The following is a 20,879-nucleotide window of genomic DNA, read 5'->3' as shown; positions in this document are numbered from 1 at the left end:
TCACGGCTAAGTAAAAAGTCAGTGAAGTCGGCTGATTGCGACATTGATGCTGGATCATTTCTACCTCACCATCCCATAACAAAACCAAGCTGCATAATGAGCAGATGAACAAGCAGGGCAAAGGCCTATCATCATGATACGAAATCCAACTCTGTTGTTCCATTCACTGCCATAAACAGATTTCACTAACAATAGTCATCTCAGCCACAATGCCGATCAATTGATCGCAATCAATTGACCAATGAAGCTTTTATCTATCAGGTAAATAAAACTTTTTCCACTGGGGCAAGATGTTTATAGTACGCCGGCTATCAGATGAGGAGGCTGTTTTCCCTTACCTGAACACGGAAGGTAACAGGCGGATAAGCTGAAAAGCTGGTCTTCTGTCTGTTTGAATAATTGATGAAAAATAAGGATATAACCTTTTTATGAACAGCATAAAACGCAAAATTCTCCCCTCTTTACTCACCAGCGCAGCACTTTTTTCAAGTGCTGCACCGGCAGAACTGTCGGTGAATTTTAACTACACCCCCAATGCCACACTGCACCAGATCACGGCGAACGGCATACCGCTGCTGCATTCTACCTGCGGCTTATATATCATCGGCGGCTTTAACAACCTGGATACAGAAGCTGATAATGTGACCTCGTGTTCAAATCAACCATTAACTCGCCTGTTCAACCCGGATGCCAATGTAAATATCCCGTTCAGACTGAATTTTCTCGAAAAATCGAGTGACCCGACGACGCTGACCTTTGATGCCACCATAGATGTCAGCAGTGAAAACCTGACATCCCTCAGCCTGCCCCTGGATGCCAGAGATGACACATTTGAATATTTTCGTTTTGGCGGCTCATCCTATTTTAACGGCGTTTTAGGGGGAAACGGCTATGTCGAATATAAGAATCTGGACAGATATGACAACCTGATCAAAGCCTACGATATTTGCAATGGCCAGGATGTTAATATCGGCAGGGCAATAACCCATTCGAACTGGGTTGAGCTTATCTCCAAATCAAAGGGGTACACCCTGCGTTATGAAATTACCGACGCTACCCGGCCGGTGAAATTATTTTTTGTTAACCACGCCTGTTTAAAAGTGAATAACGGCGAACTTGGCTTTCATGATGTCAACAATGAAGTGCTTAATGTCAAAGGTTTTATCAAGGTCCAGGAAACCGACTACTCTGTCTTTGGCGGGCCGATCGCAAGTTTTACTTCCCATTCCTTTTATCATCAAATCGGCAGACAAGAGTGGGATGGCTGGGCTGTCAGTGTCAATGATCCGTTTAACCAGTACATGGCTTATGGCCCCTATACCAGCGCTATTTCGCCGGGCCAGCATCAGGCAAAATTCCGTATGTTGGTGGATAATGTAACAGCAGATGATTTGACCATAGTCACCTTAGATGTTTTTGACGCCGCCAGCGGAAAAGTACTGGCATCAAAAGACATCTCAAGAAAAGACTGGGACCGCCCGTTTGAGTTTAAGGATTTTAATGTCAACTTTAACAGTGCTCCCGGCGCGAATCTTGAATTCAGGGTAGTGTACCGGGGTTACTCCTACGTAAAACTGAACCAGGTAAGCGTTTATTAAGCAACTACAGGCCGGAGAGCAAACACTTTCCGGCCCGATCCGCCCGGCTTAATTGCAGTGGTTTAATGAGCCCGGACATCATTTCAGTTGGTATCATTGCGTGTAGTAATGATCACTCAGAAAAATCAGGTATGCCGTATTGTACTATTCTGCTCTCGCCCTAATTAACCTTTCAACATAGCTTTTATCCACGTGATACACAGTTGCTGATTGAGAACCGCTATTCAAGACTTTCTTAATAGATGAACCATCAGACGAGATCTTTGGAGACATATTATTGCTATCATCCTTGGTAAGCTGGATGAGGTGACTGCCATCTATAATTGGCGATGCTTATTTGACTCGGGCTAGCTTTAGACTGAAAGAGTAGTCGTCCATCTTGCATAAATTCAGGAGCACGCCCCTTTAGTGCTTTTATTTGCTGTTGTTCAGTTCCATCAGCGTTCATCAGCCAAATCTCTTCTTGCCAGTCTCCGTTTACATCTTTGTATTCTCTGGCAAATGCAATGGTTTTTCCATCAGGAGACCAGGCTGGGGCGCTATCCCAAACATTTTTACATTGGTCAGGCGGCGGATATTATTTCCATCTATATCTGCTGTGTGAATAGACCAGGTTTTGCGTTTGTCGTATTTACCATAAAAAGCAATTTGTTTTCCTGTAGGAGAAACAGCCGGGTAGCCGTCAGCGGTAGTAGCATCTACCACTTTTATGCGTGTTTTCCCTTGTTCATCGCTCAAATAAATTGATTTGTTATTTGCTTCTTTAAACCCATAAATAATGGATAAAGGTTGAGGGGCAGCATTTTTAGTGACTTGACACCCAGTCGTTAAGCCAAATGTTGAGATGGAAATGAGTAATACTTTTATCAACTGAAATCTTTTAGGTTGCATTGGCAATGATCCTTATAACCCCAAGTCATTTGAATGGTAATATTGCAATCTATCGCAGTTACGGCAATGATTAAAGCTTGCATTAAACACAACATTAACAGCGTAAAAAAGGTTGCCGTAGCAACCTCTTTATTCTTTCTTAAAGTTCAATAACTAACATCAAGCTTTTTTAACAAATTTTGATTTCAGCATCATCGCACCTGCGCCATCGACCTTACAGTCAATATCATGATCGCCATCGACAAACCGCTTGATCACGGCTTTAGTACCAACTTTTAACGTAGTTGAAGTGCCTTTGACTTTAAGGTCTTTGATCAGTGTCACTTTATCACCTTCGGCCAGTAGGTTACCAACACTGTCTTTTAATACTATCGCGTCTTCATCGACGGCATTGGGATCCCACTCGTTGCCACATTCGGGACAAATCAGTAAGTTTTGATCTGGGTAAGCGTATTCGGAATTACATTGCGGACATGGTGGTAAAGTATCTGTCATTGATCTGCTCTAAGCACTAATTAAAAAATTATCGCAGATTATAGCCTAATTGTTCAGAATGGTTAATCAAAGAAAATGCTATTTAACAGCCAGGTAAAACGGGCCTGACAGTCAACAATTCGTTTTAATGAAAACGCCACAATAGCTGCAGAATTATTATAGCTAAAAAATTATGTTGAACTTTATTAGCAAGGGATGCGGAAAGCTCATCAGTATGCCGCACAGGCTTCTTGTGCAAACTTTGCCCTAACTGTTCGCCGAGCATAGCGCAAAGCTCAATCATGTTATTGAGTACATTCCAGAGCAAGCTAAAATGGTCGTTGTTAATATGATTAACATAAGTCGATTCACAGACCTACCCGGCTATAGCCACCGCCTTGTTAACTGGCAAATAGAGCTGGTTAGCATTATCGAAATTGTTAAGACTAACAGGCGTGTAAATGAAATTATCACTTTTCTGCTGCATGATATTTGATAAATTTGATTCTCAATATTTTTATCATGTTACAAGGTTAAATAACCATTCGATGAAACCAGTTTTTCGAGTTATAAATAAAAGGATATATTTGATAAAAAATGAAATTCTCTAACTCGATGTGCAAGTTTCATCCTGTTTTGCGCTTACGGCCACAATTAATCTGTTCGAAACCAGAAAAATCATCTTATTCAACCTTTAAGAAACCACTCCTTAAAAAGTGTTTCTACCAACTCCATAATATTTTCTGTTTGTCTAAATTTATGGGCCTTTTTCGCTTTCCTTCGTTTTAATGACAGGTGCTTTATCGGCGGTAACTTACCCGAAATACTGCCGCCGGGGCTGGCTTTAATACAAGGTTGCTTAATATCAACACCAGGTACTCCCTGCGCCAAATTCTGCTGGTTAATAATATGCATTTGCCCTTCGCTGAGACGCTCCCAGGGGCGGAAGGTGGTAGCCACCAACGTATGGAGATGACGGCGACTTTTCACCTGGCTCAGCGGCGGAGCATCCTGCCTTTGCGGGCCTCTGATTTCCTGCTCCGGCTGCTGCATTAAACGGTGCCGATTTTCCTGCCCGTTATGGCTGATGCCGCCAGTGACATCATGTGCCTTATTATTTAACACCATACTGGGGGGAGTGACTGAACTCATTAAAAATTAAACACCTTTTTATTTAACTTAACTTGATAAATCATGTATCTCCCCCGACGACAAACCGTGCCCTTATCCCTGGCTTAATGCCCGGAGCGTGCTTTCATCATCGATTCGTCTACATCCTTATTTAATACGATGATCGCAATTCGGCGGTTAATGGCGGCTTCCGGGTTTTCTGCATCATAGGGCAATGAGTCTCCCATGCCGACAATTTCCGCAATTTTATCCGCTTGCAATCCGGCTTTAAGCAGTGAGTGGCGGGCGCTGTCGGCCCGGTTAAGGGACAGTGTCCAGTTGTCGGTGGCAAAATCATCGGGAAATGCCAGGCTGTCGGTATGGCCGCTAATACTGATACGATGTTCGGTTGCATTCAGTAACGGCGCCAGCTCTGCCAATACCAGATCAGAAGCCGCTGTTAACTGGGTATCCCCCAGGGTAAACATGGCCTGGTTGACAGAATCCATGATCTGAATTTTTAACCCCAAAGCATGCATTGACAGCACCACTTCTTCAGAATATTCCTGCAATGCCGGACTTTGCTGAATTTTTTCCATCAAGAGCTCAACCGGACTTAAGGCGATCGGCTCTTGCGGCACCTGCTCTTGCTCGATAAGGGGCAACACTAACTCCTGCGGCGCCGGTAAAGGTTCCGGTTCAGCCTCCGCTTCTAACGTTTTTTTCTTGACTTCATCAGCCGGAATGAAGTCTTTTACCTTGTCCGGATTTAAAAAATATTGGGCAACGACAACTTTCTGTTCTTGATCCAATACCGCGGTCATCCATAACACCAAAAACACCGCCATCATCGCCATAGCAAAATCGGCAAAGGCTATTTTCCAGCTGCCACCGCCATGCGAGTCGAGAATACTGTCTATGCGGTTCACGATGCGGTCACCTGGGTCAGTTTCTGTACTTGCTTAAAGCTCGGACGGTCGGTGCTAAACAGTGTTTTTCGGCCAAATTCAATCGCCAGTTTCGGTGGAATACCACTTACGGTGGCTATCAAGGCGCCCTTACAGGCATCAAATAATTTAATTTCTGCTAACGCCCGATATGCAAGGGCACTGCTTAACGGACCAATAAGCCCGTAACCGAGTAATAAACCGATAAAGGTACCAATTAAAGCCGAGGCTACCTGCTGACCTAACAGCATAGGATCTCCCCCCAGGGAGCCCATTGCGGTAACTATCCCTAATATCGCCGATAAGATTCCAAAGCCGGGCAAATAGTCAGCGGTTTTATTCAACGCCGCTGCCGGCATAGACAACTCCTGGAGACGACTTTCAATTTCTATATCGATCAGATCGCCAATTTCCTTGCTGCTCATTTTGCCGGTAGAAATAATACGGAAATAATCGACAATAAAGTTCGTCAGGCAAATATCAGACAAAACCATTGGATATTGCTTAAACAGTTCGCTGCGTTTAGGGGCATTAATGTGCTTACCCAAAGCCTGGGCACCCTCATTATTTAAAATCTCCAACAACGAATAAATCAGCCCTAACACGTCTAACGGGTCAACCGCCTGATGCTTTTTAGGTGAGATAAAAATGAGAATATTGTCGTATACCGCCTTAATGATATGGCGGGGGTTCGCTATGATAAAGGCACCGGCTGCGGCCCCAATAATCATAATGATCTCAAAGGGCTGCCATAATGTCGACAGATTGCCGTTCATAAACTTATATCCGCCAAACAGGCTCAAAATTAATAAAATAATACCGCAAATAAATGCCATTGCTCCGCCTTAACCTTAACTGAGAGAGGTAAATGAGTACCGAACGAAATTTTCCCGGACTCCTGTAATAAACAAGGAGCCGAGTGCATTCCCGTTACTATGATGTAAAGCTAAGACACAGCCGCTGATTTTGTGTTGCTAAAAAATGTTTCTGACCGTTATCGGCTTAGCCCGCCCCACAGACCCCAAGCACTAACAGCTGTTCCCCTTCAATTACCCCCTTCTTCCTCGTTTATCAGCAAAGACAGACCCCCGCCGGGTGAACTAAAATATGATAAAAACAATTTTTAAGCACTGGTTTCTCAGAAATTGGCGGGAGTTATTTGCCACGTTTACGTCCGGCACGCTCAGCAAATGCCCAAGAGAGCAAAATCTGGCGGACAGCCGCTTTGGCTAAGAAAAAATGAAAAACAAAACGATAAAGCCCTGTTATCCAGACTCAAGCATTGCCCTTTACAACCCGCTTAAATTTGCCTGGAAAGAAACCTGACAAGTATTAACGGTTTCAGAAGCTGATCAGGCCAGCCGTCATCTTCAAAATAACATTAACTAGACTAAGTTAATGAAAGGTTGTCGGTAATTTAGCACTCCTTTTTGATAGATATGACAAGTCAGCGCTCTTTTTCACGGTTAGTCTTTACCCGACAGCCCGGGAGTTTCCTGAAGTTTTCTCTCCTCTGTCTTTGCAATAATCTGCCGGTACCTGTCCCTGATTGCCCTACTGCTCTGCCTGAGTTACAGCAGTGAAGCCATTGAAAAAGCAGCTAAAGCAACCATAAGACAGTGCAAATGGCACTGAGCTTTAAAACCATAGAAAATGCTGAGCTCGATGCTATCGGCGTGCCCTGGGCCATAGTGCAAGACTCACAGGGATTTATGTGGTTTGGCGGCCCTTCGGGGCTGGCACGTTACGACGGCTACAGCGTTAAGATCTATCGACATGACCCGGCTAAAGCCGACAGTTTAAGCAACAACTATATCTCAGAGCTGATTGTTGATAGCATGCAGCGATTGTGGGTTGCAACATGAGGCGGCGGCATTAACCGCTATTAGCCTCTGAGCGACAACTTTGTCCGTTATCAGCATGAGCCAAATAACCCCTTGAGTATCAGCCATGACAGCGTACGTTCGATGTTTGGGCGAAAAGACGGCAAGCTGTGGCTCGCCACCTGGAGCGGCAGACTTAATTTATTCGACCCCGATACCCGGCACACAACCCGCTACCAGCAGCAAACAGATAATGTCAAAGATATAGGCCACGACATTTTACGTATGGTTTACCAAGATTCTCAAGGTATGTTGTGGCTGGCGACCCAGGGGGAAGGTTTGATCCGTTTCGATCCGCGAAATCAACAAGTAAGACGCTACCGTTACGATGCCAATGATGCTAACAGCTTAAGTGATGGTGATGTCTCGAGTATCTATGAAGACAGTAAACAGCGACTGTGGATATGTACTTATGGCGGCGGTTTAAACCGTCTGGAACCTGGTAGCGACAAGTTCATTCGTTATCACCACGACCCCAATGACACCAACAGTTTAGGCACTAATACCGTCACGGGTATCGCCGAAGACAAGAGCGGTAAGCTATGGATCACCACCGAAGGCAGCGGACTCAACCAGTTTGACCCGGACACGGGTCGTTTCTTACGCTTTCTCCATCGTCCGGACGAACAGGCATTACAGGCGATTGCAGCAAAAAAGTCACCGAGCACACCCAAACAATGGTACAAGCCAATGAACTGCAATTGTACACCTCTATTCCATCCCACAGGCAAATTCATTGGTAAAAGGGTCACTAACTTTACCACTGCTTGATGAAAAGCTACTAAAGGCATTGTACGGAGCGTATTAATGCAGCCTTCTCTTAGGGAAAACAATGGACTTACAAACAAATGACCATAAAATTCAGTAGGTTGAATGCATATCACCAAGCTTGCTTTACTTATTACAAGCTGTTGTCTATAAACATTTTGATAGTGCGTGACTTATTGGCGGGAGGCCATATGTCGATAACTGTATCCACCGATTTTTATGATGTTATGTTTGGCAAGGAGAACGTGAATGCCGACTTAAGCATAGTTGAAGAAAAAACATTCCATAATGTCAGGAATATCTTGACGAATGCCAAAAAATTAAACAAAGCAATTCCGCCATTGCCTGATATTCTCATTAACTTGCTCGATATGTTAAAGGATCCCAACAGCGAGTTCTTGCAATATGTCGCACTTATCAAAAAAGATCCGGGCTTGGCTTCTGCCGTTTTAAAGGTTGCCAACAGCGCTAAATATGCCCGGCGCGAGCAAGAAATTGTCTCGGTGCACAAGGCTGTTAACGTGCTTGGCACCGCAGGAATAACCAAGATTGCCTTATCGGTATTGATGGAAGCTTTAGTTTCCGTGTCACCTGCCTACCACAAGAAATTTGGCCTTCAAATCTGGAAGCACTCGCAACAATGCGCTGTTATGTGTGAGCTGTTAGCCGAAGACGAGGGCGAGAACGGAGTAGATGCTCATTTCTTAGGATTAATTCATGATATAGGTAAAGTTGTTATTTACAATTGCCTGTGCGATGCCTTAAAAGCCATATCGCCAGGCGAGTCACCGGGAAGCCAGATATTTAAAGAGCTGATGTCTGAAATGTCTCTGGATATCTCTTATCACATCGCTAAAGAGTGGGGAATACCGGAAATATACTGCCAAGCCTTGCTGCAACAGCGCATTACCCCGTCTTCCCCTCTGGCCAAGCTGTTATATAAAGCCAATGTTTTATCTGAAGCCTACTTATTATTGGAGGCCGATATTCTGGATAAAGATGAGCTTAATGACTTATTAAGCAAAGAGGCTGTTGATATGCGCCTGTGGCAGGAATTTCTGGAGATAACCTCAAAATAATAATTAGCTTAATGCCAGGCTAGCGCCCCCTTTAATAAAGTCACAATGGCACCAGTTTCACGCAATGCTATTGCCGGTTCATCTAGCCTAAAGTGGTGATAAGTATTCTTGCCCTTCCCCATCCGCCAAAACAGATCAGTGTTATCAAATTCAGGGGATTTGTGCCAATCTTGCTCAGTTACTCCATCAGGTTTGTCATTCGCCACGGCTACTGCCGATAAAAATAAAAGATGTTAACAAATACGCATAGTTATCATAAAACTCCCCCCGCCAGCAGCCATTTGCCCGTCATTATGGCTGGCCTGAATTCTGTGCCAGCTCAGGCCGCTGTTTTACAATTTGTTTTTTAACACCAAAATTAACGGCAATGAATAACAGCAAATGCAGTGGAATGATTACTGCCATACCAACGAGCAGGAATTTAACCGGCACTTCATTGGCAAGCATGGCCGGAATGCCAAGTAAAAGACTCGCTAAGACATCACCTGCCAGCGCAGAGAAAATTAATTTCCATTTCTCGCTCCCTTCAATAACTCTTGAGTTTTTATTCGAGTAAGAATAGAAAAACCAGTAGGCGATAGCCATCAATATTGGTGTATTAAGGCTGTCAGCTTTTTCTACCTCTAAAAGCCCCATAGTGATCCCTGTTGCCGCCATCACTAACGTATAAACAATGGTGAAGCGTGTAAAAAATCCTAAAATACTCATATTCATCCTGTGAAGTTAACGCCTCAAACATGGCCCGGCGTACGCAGTGCGCAGCTCCAGCTAGCTTAGCAGGCAATCGCGATTTGATTTATTAGCTGCATAACTCTGACTTAACCTGTGAATCCTTCCCGGTGTTGCTTGCCATTATCAGCTATCTCATCCCAACTGGCTTTAGAATCAACATATATATGGTGAGTCACCCTGAGCTCATCAGCACCACTGGAAATGACCCCTGCTGGGACATACATTCGAGATTCATCATTGGCGCCAGGTAATGATGATCCACAATTTTGGCAAAAGCTCGTCTGCCAGTCATGTTTGGGTTTATGCCAGGTTTTTATTAACTCTTTCCCTCTAACCCAGCTAAATTCCTTATTATTTACTACTATAACAGCAATGCCGCTGCTACCTGTGGCTCTTCGGCAGATTGAGCAATGACAAACATACACATCCGAAACCTTAGCTGTGATTTCGAAGGCTATGTCTCCGCAATTGCATTCTCCAGTAATCATAATACCTTCCACTTTTGGGGATAATAAATAACAGTTGGCACCTTACATAACCGGATAATGATAACGGTTTAAACACGTAGCAACTAGCTATTATTTCCCTTATTTATTAAACCGTTATAATTCACTGCTAATCTCCTCCGCCACAAGCCGATAGCCCAACGATTGGGAGCAGCCACACGATAATAACTTGAGCGGCTTTCTGAAAGTATTTAAGAGCATCACACTTTGCGATGTAAACCGGAACAGAAAAATTCAGAAAACAAACAGCCGCAAGAATAGTGATACGCCACTAGTTTCCTGGAGCAATGTTGAGATATGACGCTGCTAAAATTTACCACCGAAAGTGCGACCTAAGGCGGTCAAGTTGATGGCCTTATGATGCGTTTTTACGACGGTAAACGACTGTCCAAAAATATATTAAAATGGCTAGCCAATGTAGAAAAAATAAACTGAAACCAACTAAAACTCTGTGTTTGATCTCATCGTTGTCAAAGAAATCTTCTAACATTAACAACCAGAAACCAACAAAAGTAATAAAAACAGTAGGGATCCCTACTTTTTCCAATAGCGAAGCTTGGCTCCAACCACCTTCATATGAATATTGATCGAACATTCCAGCTAGAGCAGCAATCAATACTACAACGACCACAAAACTATACCAAAAACCTGCAAATTTCTTCATAAAGCCTTAAACACTGTCCTCTAACGCCTGGTTAATATATGAGCCAAACACCGACGAGCGATTTATTTCAAAAGTGACGTGACAGCCTTGGCAAGTCACAACTAAACCGCTTATTAACTGCGGTAAAAACTCCCCTTTGGCGGAGCCCCGATAATAGACATTGCCGCTGCCATTTTTTCTTTTGGATAGTTTTCTATTGATTGTTTATGGGAATTCTCTGAGTCCCATTTTTCTATCACGACAAATATGTTTTCATTATCTTTGTTTTGCAATACCTCACATGACTGGCAACCATCCGATGATGATATGTAAGACATTAATGACTTTAAAAAAGTGAACAGCTCTTCAGCTTTGCCTTCAGCCGCTAAAAATTCATTTATTCGGGTAATACTCATTTTAATCCTTACTGGTTATTGCTTAATGTTCACGTTTACGGGAAGTTAGAGCAACGGAAGTTTATCTATCACACACGCTTGTTAAAATATAAAACCAAGTGGAGCCGGGCAAGCGTTACCTGTCCTTGCTATGTTTTTATTCTACAGGCTGTCAATCTGCTTGAAGTAACGACTTAACACAATGATTACTAATGAAATAGCTGGTAACAAAACCATGGCAATTTTTAAGAATAAAGCAGAAGTTGTCTCAAATTCTACATTACCTAAAATGAGTCCAAGTCCCGTACCGGCAAGCAAACCAAAAACAGGTAACAGAATAAGTAAAAGTTTTAATGCCGATTTTATACTCATTTTATTTGAGTGTGTCACTGCTGTACCCAAGAAAAATTTCTTCATAAAAACATAACAGCTTTATTAATAGGAGAAGTTCCGTAATTAAACACGAAATTTCTCTATCTATACTGATATTTAAAATAAATTATTTTTCGATAATATCAGTTTGCTGCAATACATGTCCAAGCGAATAAATAATTAAAACCCAGAGTTATCCCTGCTATCAAAAGTATTAAGCTCCGTTACCAATGCGAGATAGCCCAGCCTTGCTGCTTAGCAACTTCAGTTAGCCGGACATCAGGATTGATGCACATTGCCTGTTTAGCCATTTGCAACAGGGGAACATCATTTATCGAGTCGCTATAAGCATAATCAACCACATCAGGAGCCAATGACAGTGAAGTTAACCACAGGTTCACCGCCAATACCTTACCCTCCTTAAAGCTAAAGGGCTCAATCACCTCGTCGGTAATAAGGTTACCATTCAGCCTGTTTTCAATGCCTACACTATCTGCTACTGAAAAAAGCTTGGTTATGGGGTTAACGATTATCGCCGGACTGGCAGAAACAATTAAGACCTTATGGCCTTGCTGTAAATGCCAGTTTAACCTTTCCATCCCCCGGGCAAAGATTTTCGGGGCCACCACCTGCTCAGCAAATTGCTTCGTCAGGCCATTAACATCGGTTAGCTGCATACCGTTAATGGGTTTAAACCAGCTTTTTAAATAAGCGGCCATATCCATAGTACCGTTATCATAATCACTCATGATCTGCCGGCACTCTTTTATTGCCTGTATGCTGTGCGGCAACTTTTGCTCAGCTAAAAAGGCTAACCAGCCTTCGGCACTGTCTGTGTTGATAAGAGTGAAATCAAGATCAAATACGGCGGTTATTGGTGTCGGCTTCATAATATAAAGTGCTCTGCCTTAACTTCTTCTTTAGCGAATATATCGCCAAGTTCTAAGAGTTCGTCAGTATTGCTCCCCTTATCCATTTCCCTCAGCCGTTCAATGTCAGCCTCACTATATTTTGATAGTGCAGCAGCAATATCAGAGTTTTTATCGCCGTGGTACTTCCGATAGTTTTCACTTGTTTCTAATTCTACGTTGTAGCGAACATACGATAAAGAAGGCTGACCAGAGAGCAGATCACCGGAGAGATCGCCAATTTCATAATTGATATAACGGTTCGTCGGTGAATTTGATAAGTACTGCATTAGCAGTTCAGTGTTGTCACAAGCATCCAACATCAACATTTCCGGCACATTTTGCGCCCAAAAGATATTCCACGGATTTTTGAGTTTCTTGGTATCTAAACGGCGTTTCCAAAAGCCTGTACCAACAGAAACAATCAAAAGATCTTCTTTATTTGCAGGCCAGTGATAGGGGAAACCGTCAAGGGTGGCGATAAGAAAAAGTTGTAATGCCGGGTTGTTTGCCATACTGACACCGCCATCGACAAACATGCCAAAGTCAGGCTCAGCAGGTAAGCCAACATCCAGTTCTATCGGCTTAAAAAAAGTTGGCGCAGCAGAGCTTGCACGTAGTATTTTCCACAGCGGGATATCACAATTGTCCTCAAAGAATTTACCTTCGGGATGATTGATGAAAGGCCAGGTACTAAAGTTATCTGCACGCTTGGTAACAATGCAGAGGCCTGTTTTGATACTGAGTGAACCTAAGGTGATTTTTTCTGAAATGATTTCTTTGATTGCTTTCTCAAGTGGTTTAACAGACCACTTGGTATAGAGTTTATCTACCAAACGGCCAATAAGAGGCAGATGTTTTATCAGGTATGCAGGCTTTGAAAAAACTTTTTTGCCTAGTTTTTCATAGTGCTTTCTTATCGTTGCTACGTCAAAGCCAAGCGCTAACTGCGCCGCAATAAGTGCGCCGGTACTTGTTCCTCCGATCAAATCAAAATAATCAGAAAGCACAGCATCTTCTTTATTAAGTTCCTTGCGCACTATTGTTTCAATATTTTGTAGGTAGCCAAGTGTTAAGCAGCCACGGATTCCTCCACCATCTATGGATAAAATGCGCTTCGTATTAGTTTTTTTCGATGAATTCACTATAGTGCTCCAAGTTATGATTTTGGGCTGTAACCGATAACTTCACTGAGATCAACATCACTGAGATCAACACCACTGAGGTTAGTTCCATTGAGGTTGCCTCCACTGAGCTTAGCTCTACTCAGGTTAGCCCCACTAAGATTAGCCCCACTAAGATTAGCTCCACTGAGATCAGCTCCACTGAGATCAGCTCCACTGAGATCAGCTTCGCTGAGATCTGTATTTCTGAGTTTAGTGTGCCTGAAATCAGTTCTCTTGAGATCAGCTCTACTGAGATTAGCTCCATAGAGATTAGCACCTATGAAAAATGCTCCCATGAGAATGGCACTACTTAAATTAGCGTTTACCAGATTGGAGTATGAAAAATTCCCCTGTACCAGGTTAACTTTGTAGAGATCGGCCTCACGTAAAACACAACTAAATCCTGAAATAAACCCAGAAAACTCATTTTCAAGAAGTTTAATCCTTCCTAAAAACATCCCCTTAATGTCACGCTGCCCCCACCCTTCAGTGGTGAACTTAGAAATTAAAGCTTTAAAAAAACCTTCACCGCCAGGTTGAAAACGAAGGCTGTCATCCAGAGCAGAGCAATAGGTTAGCTCCCGTTTTTTAAGATTATTCTCAGTGCTTAGTTGCTTTGATAGTTGATCAAAAATATAAGCGGTTATTTGCATAAGAGCATGCCCAAAATGGGAGTCCAGCACACTTGTGCGGATTGGAGCCAAATCATCATTTGTATCAAATGGAATCACTTGCTGAAAGAGCGTATCAATATAGGGCGCTTCCCAGCGTGAACCAACCCGGCTTCTTGTCGGCTGGTGCCGAAGTAAAGCACCTTCAGCCCACCAGGCATAAACAGACAAAACAGCATCTCGTAACCATTGCCACTGATTAAGATGTGACGCCATGTGATTTTCAATTAACCAAAATAAATGAGTTCTTACTTCTCCTGTTAGCCATTGAGGCGATAATAAATAAGCAAGTCGTCTTGACAGATCGTACTCAGGGGTGCCGCTGTCAAAATCTTCCCAATAGTCATAATTTTTATATGGTTCAAACAGGCCTTGCCGTGCTTTGGATACATCTAGTAATGCTGAAAAAATTGCTTCTGCAAACAAATATTCACGAAAACTTTTATGTAAGAATTCACATCCAAGGTTGGTATTGCCGCCTTTAAAATAAAAATTGATAACCAACTCTTGCAATGCTGTTTCTGTATCCGCTTGATGATGCCAATTATTCAATAAATCTTTTGGTATGGGTAATTCGCGATCTTCAAAACGAGCTTCTAATTCAGTAAAAGAGACTGACTCTCCCCGCAGTATGCTGATTGTCGCAGCAACTTCTTGCAATAACCGCCGCAAATTTTCTCCGCCACGGTGAGCAGCCTCTTCCAAGTCTTCATCCTGTCCCTTACCTGCATATTTCACGGTAATATTTATTAATTCATGGTAAAGCGCCGTGGGCTTGCTGATAAGGTCTTCAGGTGACTTGTCTGTTTCGGAAAAAACCCTGAATGACAAGTATGCCAACAAAGGGTTTCCAAGAAAGTCTCCTGTAGAATCAGAACCCTGCTGGTGTTCTTCATTAAACCAACTCTCATAATGCTCAAACACAGGTTTAAGTGTTTGCAGGTTAAGTGACCAGGCAGCCTCTTTTATCTCTTTGCTGGGGTTATTCTGTGCATCAATAAGATACCGGGAAATATTTTTCGCGTATTGTTGTAGCTGCTCCGGACGCATGGCGCGCATAGTAAGTAGTGGTGTGGTTTTTCGCAAAACTCCACTGTGGGAAACCTCATTTGAAGGACGTCCCGTCAATACCAAACGCACCTTTACGCCACGCCTCTTTATGAAATAATCACGTATTTTTGGCAACCATGTAGATAATTGAGCTTTAAACGACACGTTGCCGGTAAGACTTACCTCATCCCAACCATCAAGGATAATAACTGTTTTACAAATTTCAGCTTGCTGAAACTTTATTCTTTCTTCAAGCAGAGTATTAATGATCTCTGAACCCGGGTTTGGTGAGTCTTCATCAGCAAAGCCGATTCGGATTGCATCATCCAGTAATTCATCTACCGTTGAAAAACTACTTAAACGTAAGTCTTTAAATTTAATGATGATTGATTGCAAACCTCCATCAATTAATTTACTTGCCAGTCGATAGGTAAAGGCCGACTTACCTGCACCAGGCCCTGCTTGAATAGTAATTAAATCTGAAAAATCAGGATTTCCCATCAAAGAGAGTACGGTTTCAAGCATGAGCTCTCGCCCACCACATTTACCTTTTTCTTGAAAAGGATCTTTTTTGTCATTTTGAACCTGTTCCCACAGCAATGACCCGCACTCCGGTTCAATGTAAACATCGGCTAGCGCATAAGGTTCTTTTTGAAATATTGGAGCATCGTGGTATTGCCAATAGAGCCATGCCTGATGAGCTGCCAGATAATCATTTGCGGTACGTTCTTGAGAGGAAACGCCTGATAAGGCAGTTTTTATTTTTTCGAGATAATTATCAGCAGTTATGACCCCCTTGGTACCTTGAATTTCATCAAGTATCCCCGTATCAAAGAATTCACTTTCAACGCAAACAGGAATCACCGGGATATCCATGATATTCCAGCGGGCAACAAGTACTGCCCACTCCCTTCGGCACCAGTCAGACGCGTTGGCTTCCTTACTTAGAATAACAATGGCGGCATCACAACCAAGCAGCCAATCATAGAGCTCACGAGTCCAACGTTTGCTAACTTCCATATCAGCATCGCGTAACAGGTCAAAATCTTGGCCAAGTTCATTTTCAATCTCTTGAATGACCCCATCACTGGCCTGATGACCACTTTTATAACTTATGAACAGCTTTGGTAGTGACATTTCTTTCCCTTGATCTCTTTTGCCGTTGGTTGCAGAGTACGGGTACTCTTAATTTTCAACAGGATGTATTTTTGTTGTAGATTAAAGAGGGTGAGTCAAAACAATAAACATCTACTTATGGCAGTGAGCAAGTAGTCTGCAACTTCCTGTCCCTAAAGCTAACGTTTATTATGCAGACATCTCAGTAATTCCATCTACTTAATTGCTCCATTATCTACCGTAAAGCTTTTTAGTTTCAAACTTTTAAAGGATATATTTTGAACTATTTATAAAAATTAACGGCTATTGATGAGGAGTCCTTGTAATAAATCATCCTCATGTCTATCGCTTTTATAAGATCATTATTGGAGCAGGGAGCGGATTCACTCCCTATTGCAGGCGGCAGCCCTAAACAGAGCTATTGCCACCTGAGCAGTTTCATCAAGAGCAGCTAAGTTTCCCTAGCTGTTTAAAAGGCGTTTTACTTCGTCAGCACGAATAGGTAAGTCACGTACCCTGACACCAACCGCATCAAAAATAGCATTGCCTATCGCCGGAGCTACGGCAATAACTCCGGGCTCACCTAAACCAACCGGCGGCTCTTCACTTTCAACAAAACGAATATCCAATTCAGGGACATTATTCATGCGAAGAGGAGAATAGCTATTTAAATTGATCGCTGATATTTTGCCCTCTTTAAAAGCATTGCCTTCATGCAAGGCCAAACTCACGCCCCACAGTACCGAGCCTTCAAGCTGCGCCAATGCTCCATCAGGATGGACAACCAATCCGCAATCGACCACCAGGGTAAGCTTTTTCAGACTGACTTCACCTGTGCCGCGGTTAACTTTAACTTTTGCGACGCAGCTTATCCAGGTAGGCATAGTACGTTCCTGGCCCGCGCAAACCGCAACACCCATGCCCTCATCAGCAGCCAGTTTTTCTCCCCAGCCGGAAGCTTCTTTCGCCTGCTTAAGGGTATGCGCCAAGCGTTCAGCACCGGCTTTGTTTTTCCCTTTACCGTCAAGCAGGTTTAAACGAAACGCCACTGGGTCCTGTTTACTTTGATGGGCAATTTCATCCATAAAAGATTCAACTCCCCAACCGATCCAACCGGGGCCAACCGAACGTAACCAGCCGGGTAAGAAAGTGCGCTGTGCCAGATCGTTATTGATCGCCCGAACCCTATGGTTCTCTATGCTGTACCAGTGATCTGCACCGCTAGTTGAAAAGGGATCTATTTTACCTTTTTTATCGACACTGTCCGGCATAAAGCCCGGTGCCATCGACAGGGTTGGCCAGCCTGCCGTCAGGGCATGTTCAACCGAGAGTAAGGCATTTTTTCCGTCAAAAGCGGCGTCAAAGCGTTGTACCGACGGTGAACGCGGTTGACTGAAAATAGAGTCATCTTCACGGGTAAAAATAAGTTTTACCGGCTTCGAAATTTTCTGCGCTACTAAAGCTGCCGGGATCATATAATCGCCAAAGAGCCTTCTGCCAAATCCACCGCCAAGGTAATACTGATGTATCACCACCTTTTCTGCCGGTAAACCGAGTGCTTTTGCTACCGCCGGTAAGGTTAAAGACTGCCATTGGTTACCGCTATGGACATGACAAACGCCGTCGATAAATTCTACTGTTGCATTTAGGGGCTCCAGCTGGAAATGAATAGCGGATGCTGTTTTATAGGTCGAAGTTAAATGAGTTTCTGTCAGATCTGTAACCGCGCCAACATCCCCTTCATCAACAAACAACACTCCCTGGTTTTTATCATTAACTAGCCGTGTGCCTTCTTGCTGGATATCTTCTTCCGATACTGTGGCTGTGGGGCCTTTTTGGTAAGAAACGCTTATCGCCTTAACAGCATTCATGGCCGCAGCGTAAGTTTCACCAAGCACGATAACCCAGCCTTGTATCATGTCACTGGGATCTGTGATGATCTCATACCCCAAGTAACCGGCAATGCCTTTGGCTGCTTGATCTTTTACCTCTAAAACCTTGCTGCCATAACGTGTCGGCGGCACAATAGGACGCGCATACACCATGCCCGGTACTTCCACGTCTATGCCATATTTGGCACTGCCGTCGGTTTTCGCCGGGATATCCAGTGCCTGACTCTTTTTCCCCACCAGTTTCAACTGCTTCACCGGTTTTAACGGCAAGTTTTTTATCTCTTCCGCGGTTAAAATTTTATCAAACTTGCCGCGTTGGATGATCTCGGCAAAACTTACTTTCTTGTCACCGGAGATCACAAAGCCCTGCTCGGTATCGCAGCTTTCGGGACTCACCCCCAACATCTTGGCACCGGCCTCTATCAAGGCTATCCGTCCGGCAGCACCGGCTTGTGACAGCATTTTGAAGTTCTGGAATACCGACCAGGAACCGCCGGTGACCATAAAGCCCCATTTAGGATCGGTATCAACATGGCGAATGCGAACCGAATGCCAGTCAGCCCCCAGCTCATCACAAACAATACGCGCGAAAGCCGTACCGACATGCTGCCCCATTTCGGCCTTGGCGATATTTACCAGCACTTCGCCTTCGCTGTTCATTTCTATCCAGACATTCGGGCTGAACGACTTACTGGCAAGTAAGGCTTGTGCCGAAGGCGAATTAACCAAACCTGAAACACCGCCAAAGGCCATCAGTAATGAAGTACCGACACTACCGATCATAAAGCGACGCCGTGAAGCATCTATCTCATTCTGCGGCTCATTTTGTTGCTTGCTCATTCGCTTAACTCCCTGGCACTTTCTGATTGCGGATCATAAATTTCAACTGTTCCGGCAGACGTTGCAGCCGCGGTTTTTATCGCTGATTTGATACGTTTATAGGCCATGCAGCGGCACAGGTTCGAATTCATATGATTGACAATATCGTCATCAGACGGATTGGCATTGGTGGCAAGCAAAGTCGCTGCCTGCATGATTTGCCCAGACTGGCAATAACCGCACTGGGGCACCTGCTCGTCTACCCAGGCTTTTTGTAAAGGATGCTTCCCTTCCAGCCCCTCTATTGTCCTGACTTCTTGTCCGGCAACAGCACTCACAGGTAACACGCAAGAGCGGGTGGCCTGATCACCTAAATGCACGGTACAGGCCCCGCACATGGCTATGCCACAGCCGAATTTAGTCCCCGTGAGTTTAAATTCGTCACGAAGCACCCAAAGTAACGGAGTGTCCTGGGCGACCGAAGTGGTCACTTTTTTACCATTGAGCATAAATTCAATCATAATTTTTCCTACTCATCATATAAAACCCGGTAATTTCATGAATTAACAATAAGTTATTCACTAAATACAGGGCGTATTAAAAAGGTTAGGCCAAGCGCCTGAGGTGATTACCCACCGGCGCTGGCGCTAAAACTCCACTGATAGATTTCGCTGTTTTCTGTTTTAAACTGGCATGGCATTCACTCAAAATGGCTAACGCAATACTTTCAGGCAGCTCCGCACCTATATCTAAACCGGCAGGGCCAGCCAGGGGGAAAGGTAACTGTTCAGGTGCCAGCTTGGCTTGCTCCAGCACCTGGAGTTTGCGGTGCGTCGGCCCCAATAACGCCAGATAGCTGATGGAAGAAGGCAGCAATGCCGTCATGGCTTTAGCGTCCAGGTTAATATTGTGTGTCATGACCACAGCCGCATCTAGCTGATTGGCTTGAACAAAGGAGCTAAGCGCCTGCTCACCGCCGGAAATAATATTCCTGGCTTTTAAAAAGTATTCTTTTCTTGCATTCGCAGGCCTGGGATCCCAGAGGCTCACGCGCCAGCCTAACTGATAGGCAATTTCAACCACCGGGCGGGCATCAAAACCGCCGCCCGCCACCAGGATATGCGGCTCGGCAACCACAGGGGTTGCTAACCATTGGCTTATTTCATTTTTCTGCTTGCGAGAAACAAGCTTTGCCTGAGAGTTTTTATCCGCAAATGCGGCTAATTCAAAGCTGGCTTGATCAGGCTCACCGTTATCAGGAATTTTTTGATGATAAATCCCGGTTTGTCTGGCCTTTAACGCATCAAATACACGGGTAAGTTCAAGATAATGATTATCGGCATTTATCAGCTGCAGCATAATATACAGGGTACCGCCACAACCGATGCCGAGTTGAAAAGACAAATCATCTTCGTCGCTGCCATCATAACAAAGCAACAAACTTTGCCCGGATTGCATCACTTTACGGGCATTTTTAGCAATATCCGACTCTAAACAGCCGCCGCTTAACATGCCAAATTGCTGACCGAAACTGTTGAATAACATCATAGCACCAGCTTTTCGGTAACAAGGGCCTTGATGATCATAAATGGTGCCTAATACCCATTCACCCTGATCTTTTTTTGCATGCCACTGTGTTAAAAGATGAGATAACTGATTACTCATAAACCTTGCCTTGTAAAAATGCCTTTAGATAAACCTCCGCTGTTTTCGGCAATTTGCACCAGAAAAACCCGTTGCCTGGCATTGGCAATCACAAGATCAGCACCCACAGGTGGCGAGTACTACGGCTTTAGCTACGGCTAAAACTTGAAATATGACATCCGGGTTTATCACCTATGCCATAAAGCATAGTTGAA

Annotated in this window: 21 protein-coding genes; 4 read left to right on the top strand and 17 right to left on the bottom strand. The window is 43.9% G+C overall.

The window, feature by feature from the left end; all coding sequences use genetic code 11:
- The first annotated feature begins 428 nt into the window (after positions 1 to 428).
- Positions 429 to 1,598, top strand: a complete 1,170-nt coding sequence (locus SG35_RS29365) for a hypothetical protein (RefSeq protein ID WP_044833093.1) — start codon at positions 429 to 431, stop codon at positions 1,596 to 1,598.
- A gap of 477 nt (positions 1,599 to 2,075) precedes the next feature.
- On the opposite strand, the gene SG35_RS29360 is transcribed toward SG35_RS29365, so the two are convergent.
- From SG35_RS29360 to motA, 5 genes are all read right to left on the bottom strand, one after another.
- The gene (locus tag SG35_RS29360) at positions 2,076 to 2,489 is read right to left on the bottom strand and encodes a TolB family protein (RefSeq protein WP_053043063.1); all 414 of its coding nucleotides are present in this window, start codon (positions 2,487 to 2,489) and stop codon (positions 2,076 to 2,078) included.
- Between the two features lie 159 nt (positions 2,490 to 2,648).
- On the bottom strand, positions 2,649 to 2,984 hold the full coding sequence (locus SG35_RS29355; RefSeq protein ID WP_044833094.1) for a zinc ribbon domain-containing protein YjdM: 336 nt from the start codon (positions 2,982 to 2,984) through the stop codon (positions 2,649 to 2,651).
- A 666-nt stretch (positions 2,985 to 3,650) separates the two neighbouring features.
- A complete protein-coding gene (locus SG35_RS29350) occupies positions 3,651 to 4,115 on the bottom strand; it encodes a hypothetical protein (protein WP_044833095.1) in 465 nt (154 codons plus the stop codon).
- A gap of 83 nt (positions 4,116 to 4,198) precedes the next feature.
- The gene (locus SG35_RS29345; RefSeq protein ID WP_053043064.1) at positions 4,199 to 5,002 is read right to left on the bottom strand and encodes an OmpA family protein; all 804 of its coding nucleotides are present in this window, start codon (positions 5,000 to 5,002) and stop codon (positions 4,199 to 4,201) included.
- Positions 4,999 to 5,856: a flagellar motor stator protein MotA gene (gene motA, locus SG35_RS29340; RefSeq protein WP_044833096.1), complete on the bottom strand. Its 858-nt coding sequence runs from the start codon at positions 5,854 to 5,856 to the stop codon at positions 4,999 to 5,001. Before motA ends, SG35_RS29345 begins: the two co-directional genes overlap by 4 nt.
- Positions 5,857 to 6,645: 789 nt before the next feature.
- Here motA and SG35_RS29335 point away from each other — a divergent pair.
- The 3 genes from SG35_RS29335 (at position 6,646) to SG35_RS29325 (ending at position 8,750) form a co-directional block, all read left to right on the top strand.
- On the top strand, positions 6,646 to 6,885 hold the full coding sequence (locus SG35_RS29335) for a two-component regulator propeller domain-containing protein (protein WP_044833097.1): 240 nt from the start codon (positions 6,646 to 6,648) through the stop codon (positions 6,883 to 6,885).
- A 72-nt stretch (positions 6,886 to 6,957) separates the two neighbouring features.
- Positions 6,958 to 7,674 carry a ligand-binding sensor domain-containing protein gene (locus tag SG35_RS29330; protein WP_152646638.1) on the top strand — a complete coding sequence of 239 codons (717 nt, stop codon included), beginning with the start codon at positions 6,958 to 6,960 and terminating at the stop codon, positions 7,672 to 7,674.
- A gap of 188 nt (positions 7,675 to 7,862) precedes the next feature.
- Positions 7,863 to 8,750, top strand: a complete 888-nt coding sequence (locus SG35_RS29325) for an HDOD domain-containing protein (RefSeq protein WP_044833099.1) — start codon at positions 7,863 to 7,865, stop codon at positions 8,748 to 8,750.
- An 8-nt stretch (positions 8,751 to 8,758) separates the two neighbouring features.
- Here SG35_RS29325 and SG35_RS29320 read toward each other — a convergent pair whose 3' ends face one another.
- The 12 genes from SG35_RS29320 to SG35_RS29265 all read right to left on the bottom strand — a co-directional run bounded on the left by SG35_RS29320 (position 8,759) and on the right by SG35_RS29265 (position 20,685).
- Entirely contained in the window at positions 8,759 to 8,956 is a 198-nt protein-coding gene (locus SG35_RS29320; RefSeq protein ID WP_044833100.1) for a hypothetical protein, read from the bottom strand.
- 85 nt (positions 8,957 to 9,041) lie between these two features.
- Positions 9,042 to 9,458 (bottom strand): ABZJ_00895 family protein, encoded by a 417-nt coding sequence (locus tag SG35_RS29315; RefSeq protein WP_044833101.1) that lies wholly within the window; start codon positions 9,456 to 9,458, stop codon positions 9,042 to 9,044.
- A gap of 110 nt (positions 9,459 to 9,568) precedes the next feature.
- The gene (locus SG35_RS29310; RefSeq protein WP_044833102.1) at positions 9,569 to 9,970 is read right to left on the bottom strand and encodes a GFA family protein; all 402 of its coding nucleotides are present in this window, start codon (positions 9,968 to 9,970) and stop codon (positions 9,569 to 9,571) included.
- A 373-nt stretch (positions 9,971 to 10,343) separates the two neighbouring features.
- Positions 10,344 to 10,652 carry a hypothetical protein gene (locus tag SG35_RS29305; RefSeq protein ID WP_044833103.1) on the bottom strand — a complete coding sequence of 103 codons (309 nt, stop codon included), beginning with the start codon at positions 10,650 to 10,652 and terminating at the stop codon, positions 10,344 to 10,346.
- A 113-nt stretch (positions 10,653 to 10,765) separates the two neighbouring features.
- Entirely contained in the window at positions 10,766 to 11,047 is a 282-nt protein-coding gene (locus SG35_RS29300) for a putative quinol monooxygenase (RefSeq protein ID WP_044833104.1), read from the bottom strand.
- A 141-nt stretch (positions 11,048 to 11,188) separates the two neighbouring features.
- Positions 11,189 to 11,443: a hypothetical protein gene (locus SG35_RS29295; protein WP_044833105.1), complete on the bottom strand. Its 255-nt coding sequence runs from the start codon at positions 11,441 to 11,443 to the stop codon at positions 11,189 to 11,191.
- A gap of 179 nt (positions 11,444 to 11,622) precedes the next feature.
- Positions 11,623 to 12,288, bottom strand: coding sequence for an HAD family hydrolase (locus SG35_RS29290; RefSeq protein ID WP_044833795.1), 666 nt, complete (start codon positions 12,286 to 12,288; stop codon positions 11,623 to 11,625).
- The gene (locus SG35_RS29285; RefSeq protein WP_053043157.1) at positions 12,285 to 13,451 is read right to left on the bottom strand and encodes a patatin-like phospholipase family protein; all 1,167 of its coding nucleotides are present in this window, start codon (positions 13,449 to 13,451) and stop codon (positions 12,285 to 12,287) included. The genes SG35_RS29290 and SG35_RS29285 overlap by 4 nt, the downstream gene beginning before the upstream one ends.
- A 14-nt stretch (positions 13,452 to 13,465) precedes the next feature.
- Positions 13,466 to 16,330: a pentapeptide repeat-containing protein gene (locus SG35_RS29280; protein WP_053043156.1), complete on the bottom strand. Its 2,865-nt coding sequence runs from the start codon at positions 16,328 to 16,330 to the stop codon at positions 13,466 to 13,468.
- 440 nt (positions 16,331 to 16,770) lie between these two features.
- Complete coding sequence (locus tag SG35_RS29275; RefSeq protein ID WP_044833793.1) at positions 16,771 to 19,041, bottom strand: xanthine dehydrogenase family protein molybdopterin-binding subunit; 2,271 nt, start codon at positions 19,039 to 19,041, stop codon at positions 16,771 to 16,773.
- Complete coding sequence (locus SG35_RS29270) at positions 19,038 to 19,541, bottom strand: (2Fe-2S)-binding protein (protein ID WP_044833792.1); 504 nt, start codon at positions 19,539 to 19,541, stop codon at positions 19,038 to 19,040. The genes SG35_RS29275 and SG35_RS29270 overlap by 4 nt, the downstream gene beginning before the upstream one ends.
- 85 nt (positions 19,542 to 19,626) lie before the next feature.
- A complete protein-coding gene (locus tag SG35_RS29265; RefSeq protein ID WP_044833791.1) occupies positions 19,627 to 20,685 on the bottom strand; it encodes an XdhC family protein in 1,059 nt (352 codons plus the stop codon).
- Between the last annotated feature and the right edge of the window lie 194 nt (positions 20,686 to 20,879).

This window comes from Thalassomonas actiniarum (assembly GCF_000948975.2).
Lineage (GTDB): Bacteria > Pseudomonadota > Gammaproteobacteria > Enterobacterales > Alteromonadaceae > Thalassomonas > Thalassomonas actiniarum.
This window is presented reverse-complemented; position numbering and strand designations above follow the sequence as displayed.

Coding starts and splice junctions, on each gene's coding strand:
- SG35_RS29365 (WP_044833093.1), top strand. CDS start 429: ATGAACAGCATAAAACGCAAAATTCTCCCCTCTTTACTCACCAGCGCA.
- SG35_RS29360 (WP_053043063.1), bottom strand. CDS start 2,489: ATGCAACCTAAAAGATTTCAGTTGATAAAAGTATTACTCATTTCCATC.
- SG35_RS29355 (WP_044833094.1), bottom strand. CDS start 2,984: ATGACAGATACTTTACCACCATGTCCGCAATGTAATTCCGAATACGCT.
- SG35_RS29350 (WP_044833095.1), bottom strand. CDS start 4,115: ATGAGTTCAGTCACTCCCCCCAGTATGGTGTTAAATAATAAGGCACAT.
- motA (WP_044833096.1), bottom strand. CDS start 5,856: ATGGCATTTATTTGCGGTATTATTTTATTAATTTTGAGCCTGTTTGGC.
- SG35_RS29335 (WP_044833097.1), top strand. CDS start 6,646: ATGGCACTGAGCTTTAAAACCATAGAAAATGCTGAGCTCGATGCTATC.
- SG35_RS29325 (WP_044833099.1), top strand. CDS start 7,863: ATGTCGATAACTGTATCCACCGATTTTTATGATGTTATGTTTGGCAAG.
- SG35_RS29315 (WP_044833101.1), bottom strand. CDS start 9,458: ATGAGTATTTTAGGATTTTTTACACGCTTCACCATTGTTTATACGTTA.
- SG35_RS29310 (WP_044833102.1), bottom strand. CDS start 9,970: ATGATTACTGGAGAATGCAATTGCGGAGACATAGCCTTCGAAATCACA.
- SG35_RS29305 (WP_044833103.1), bottom strand. CDS start 10,652: ATGAAGAAATTTGCAGGTTTTTGGTATAGTTTTGTGGTCGTTGTAGTA.
- SG35_RS29300 (WP_044833104.1), bottom strand. CDS start 11,047: ATGAGTATTACCCGAATAAATGAATTTTTAGCGGCTGAAGGCAAAGCT.
- SG35_RS29295 (WP_044833105.1), bottom strand. CDS start 11,443: ATGAAGAAATTTTTCTTGGGTACAGCAGTGACACACTCAAATAAAATG.
- SG35_RS29290 (WP_044833795.1), bottom strand. CDS start 12,288: ATGAAGCCGACACCAATAACCGCCGTATTTGATCTTGATTTCACTCTT.
- SG35_RS29280 (WP_053043156.1), bottom strand. CDS start 16,330: ATGTCACTACCAAAGCTGTTCATAAGTTATAAAAGTGGTCATCAGGCC.
- SG35_RS29275 (WP_044833793.1), bottom strand. CDS start 19,041: ATGAGCAAGCAACAAAATGAGCCGCAGAATGAGATAGATGCTTCACGG.
- SG35_RS29270 (WP_044833792.1), bottom strand. CDS start 19,541: ATGATTGAATTTATGCTCAATGGTAAAAAAGTGACCACTTCGGTCGCC.
- SG35_RS29265 (WP_044833791.1), bottom strand. CDS start 20,685: ATGAGTAATCAGTTATCTCATCTTTTAACACAGTGGCATGCAAAAAAA.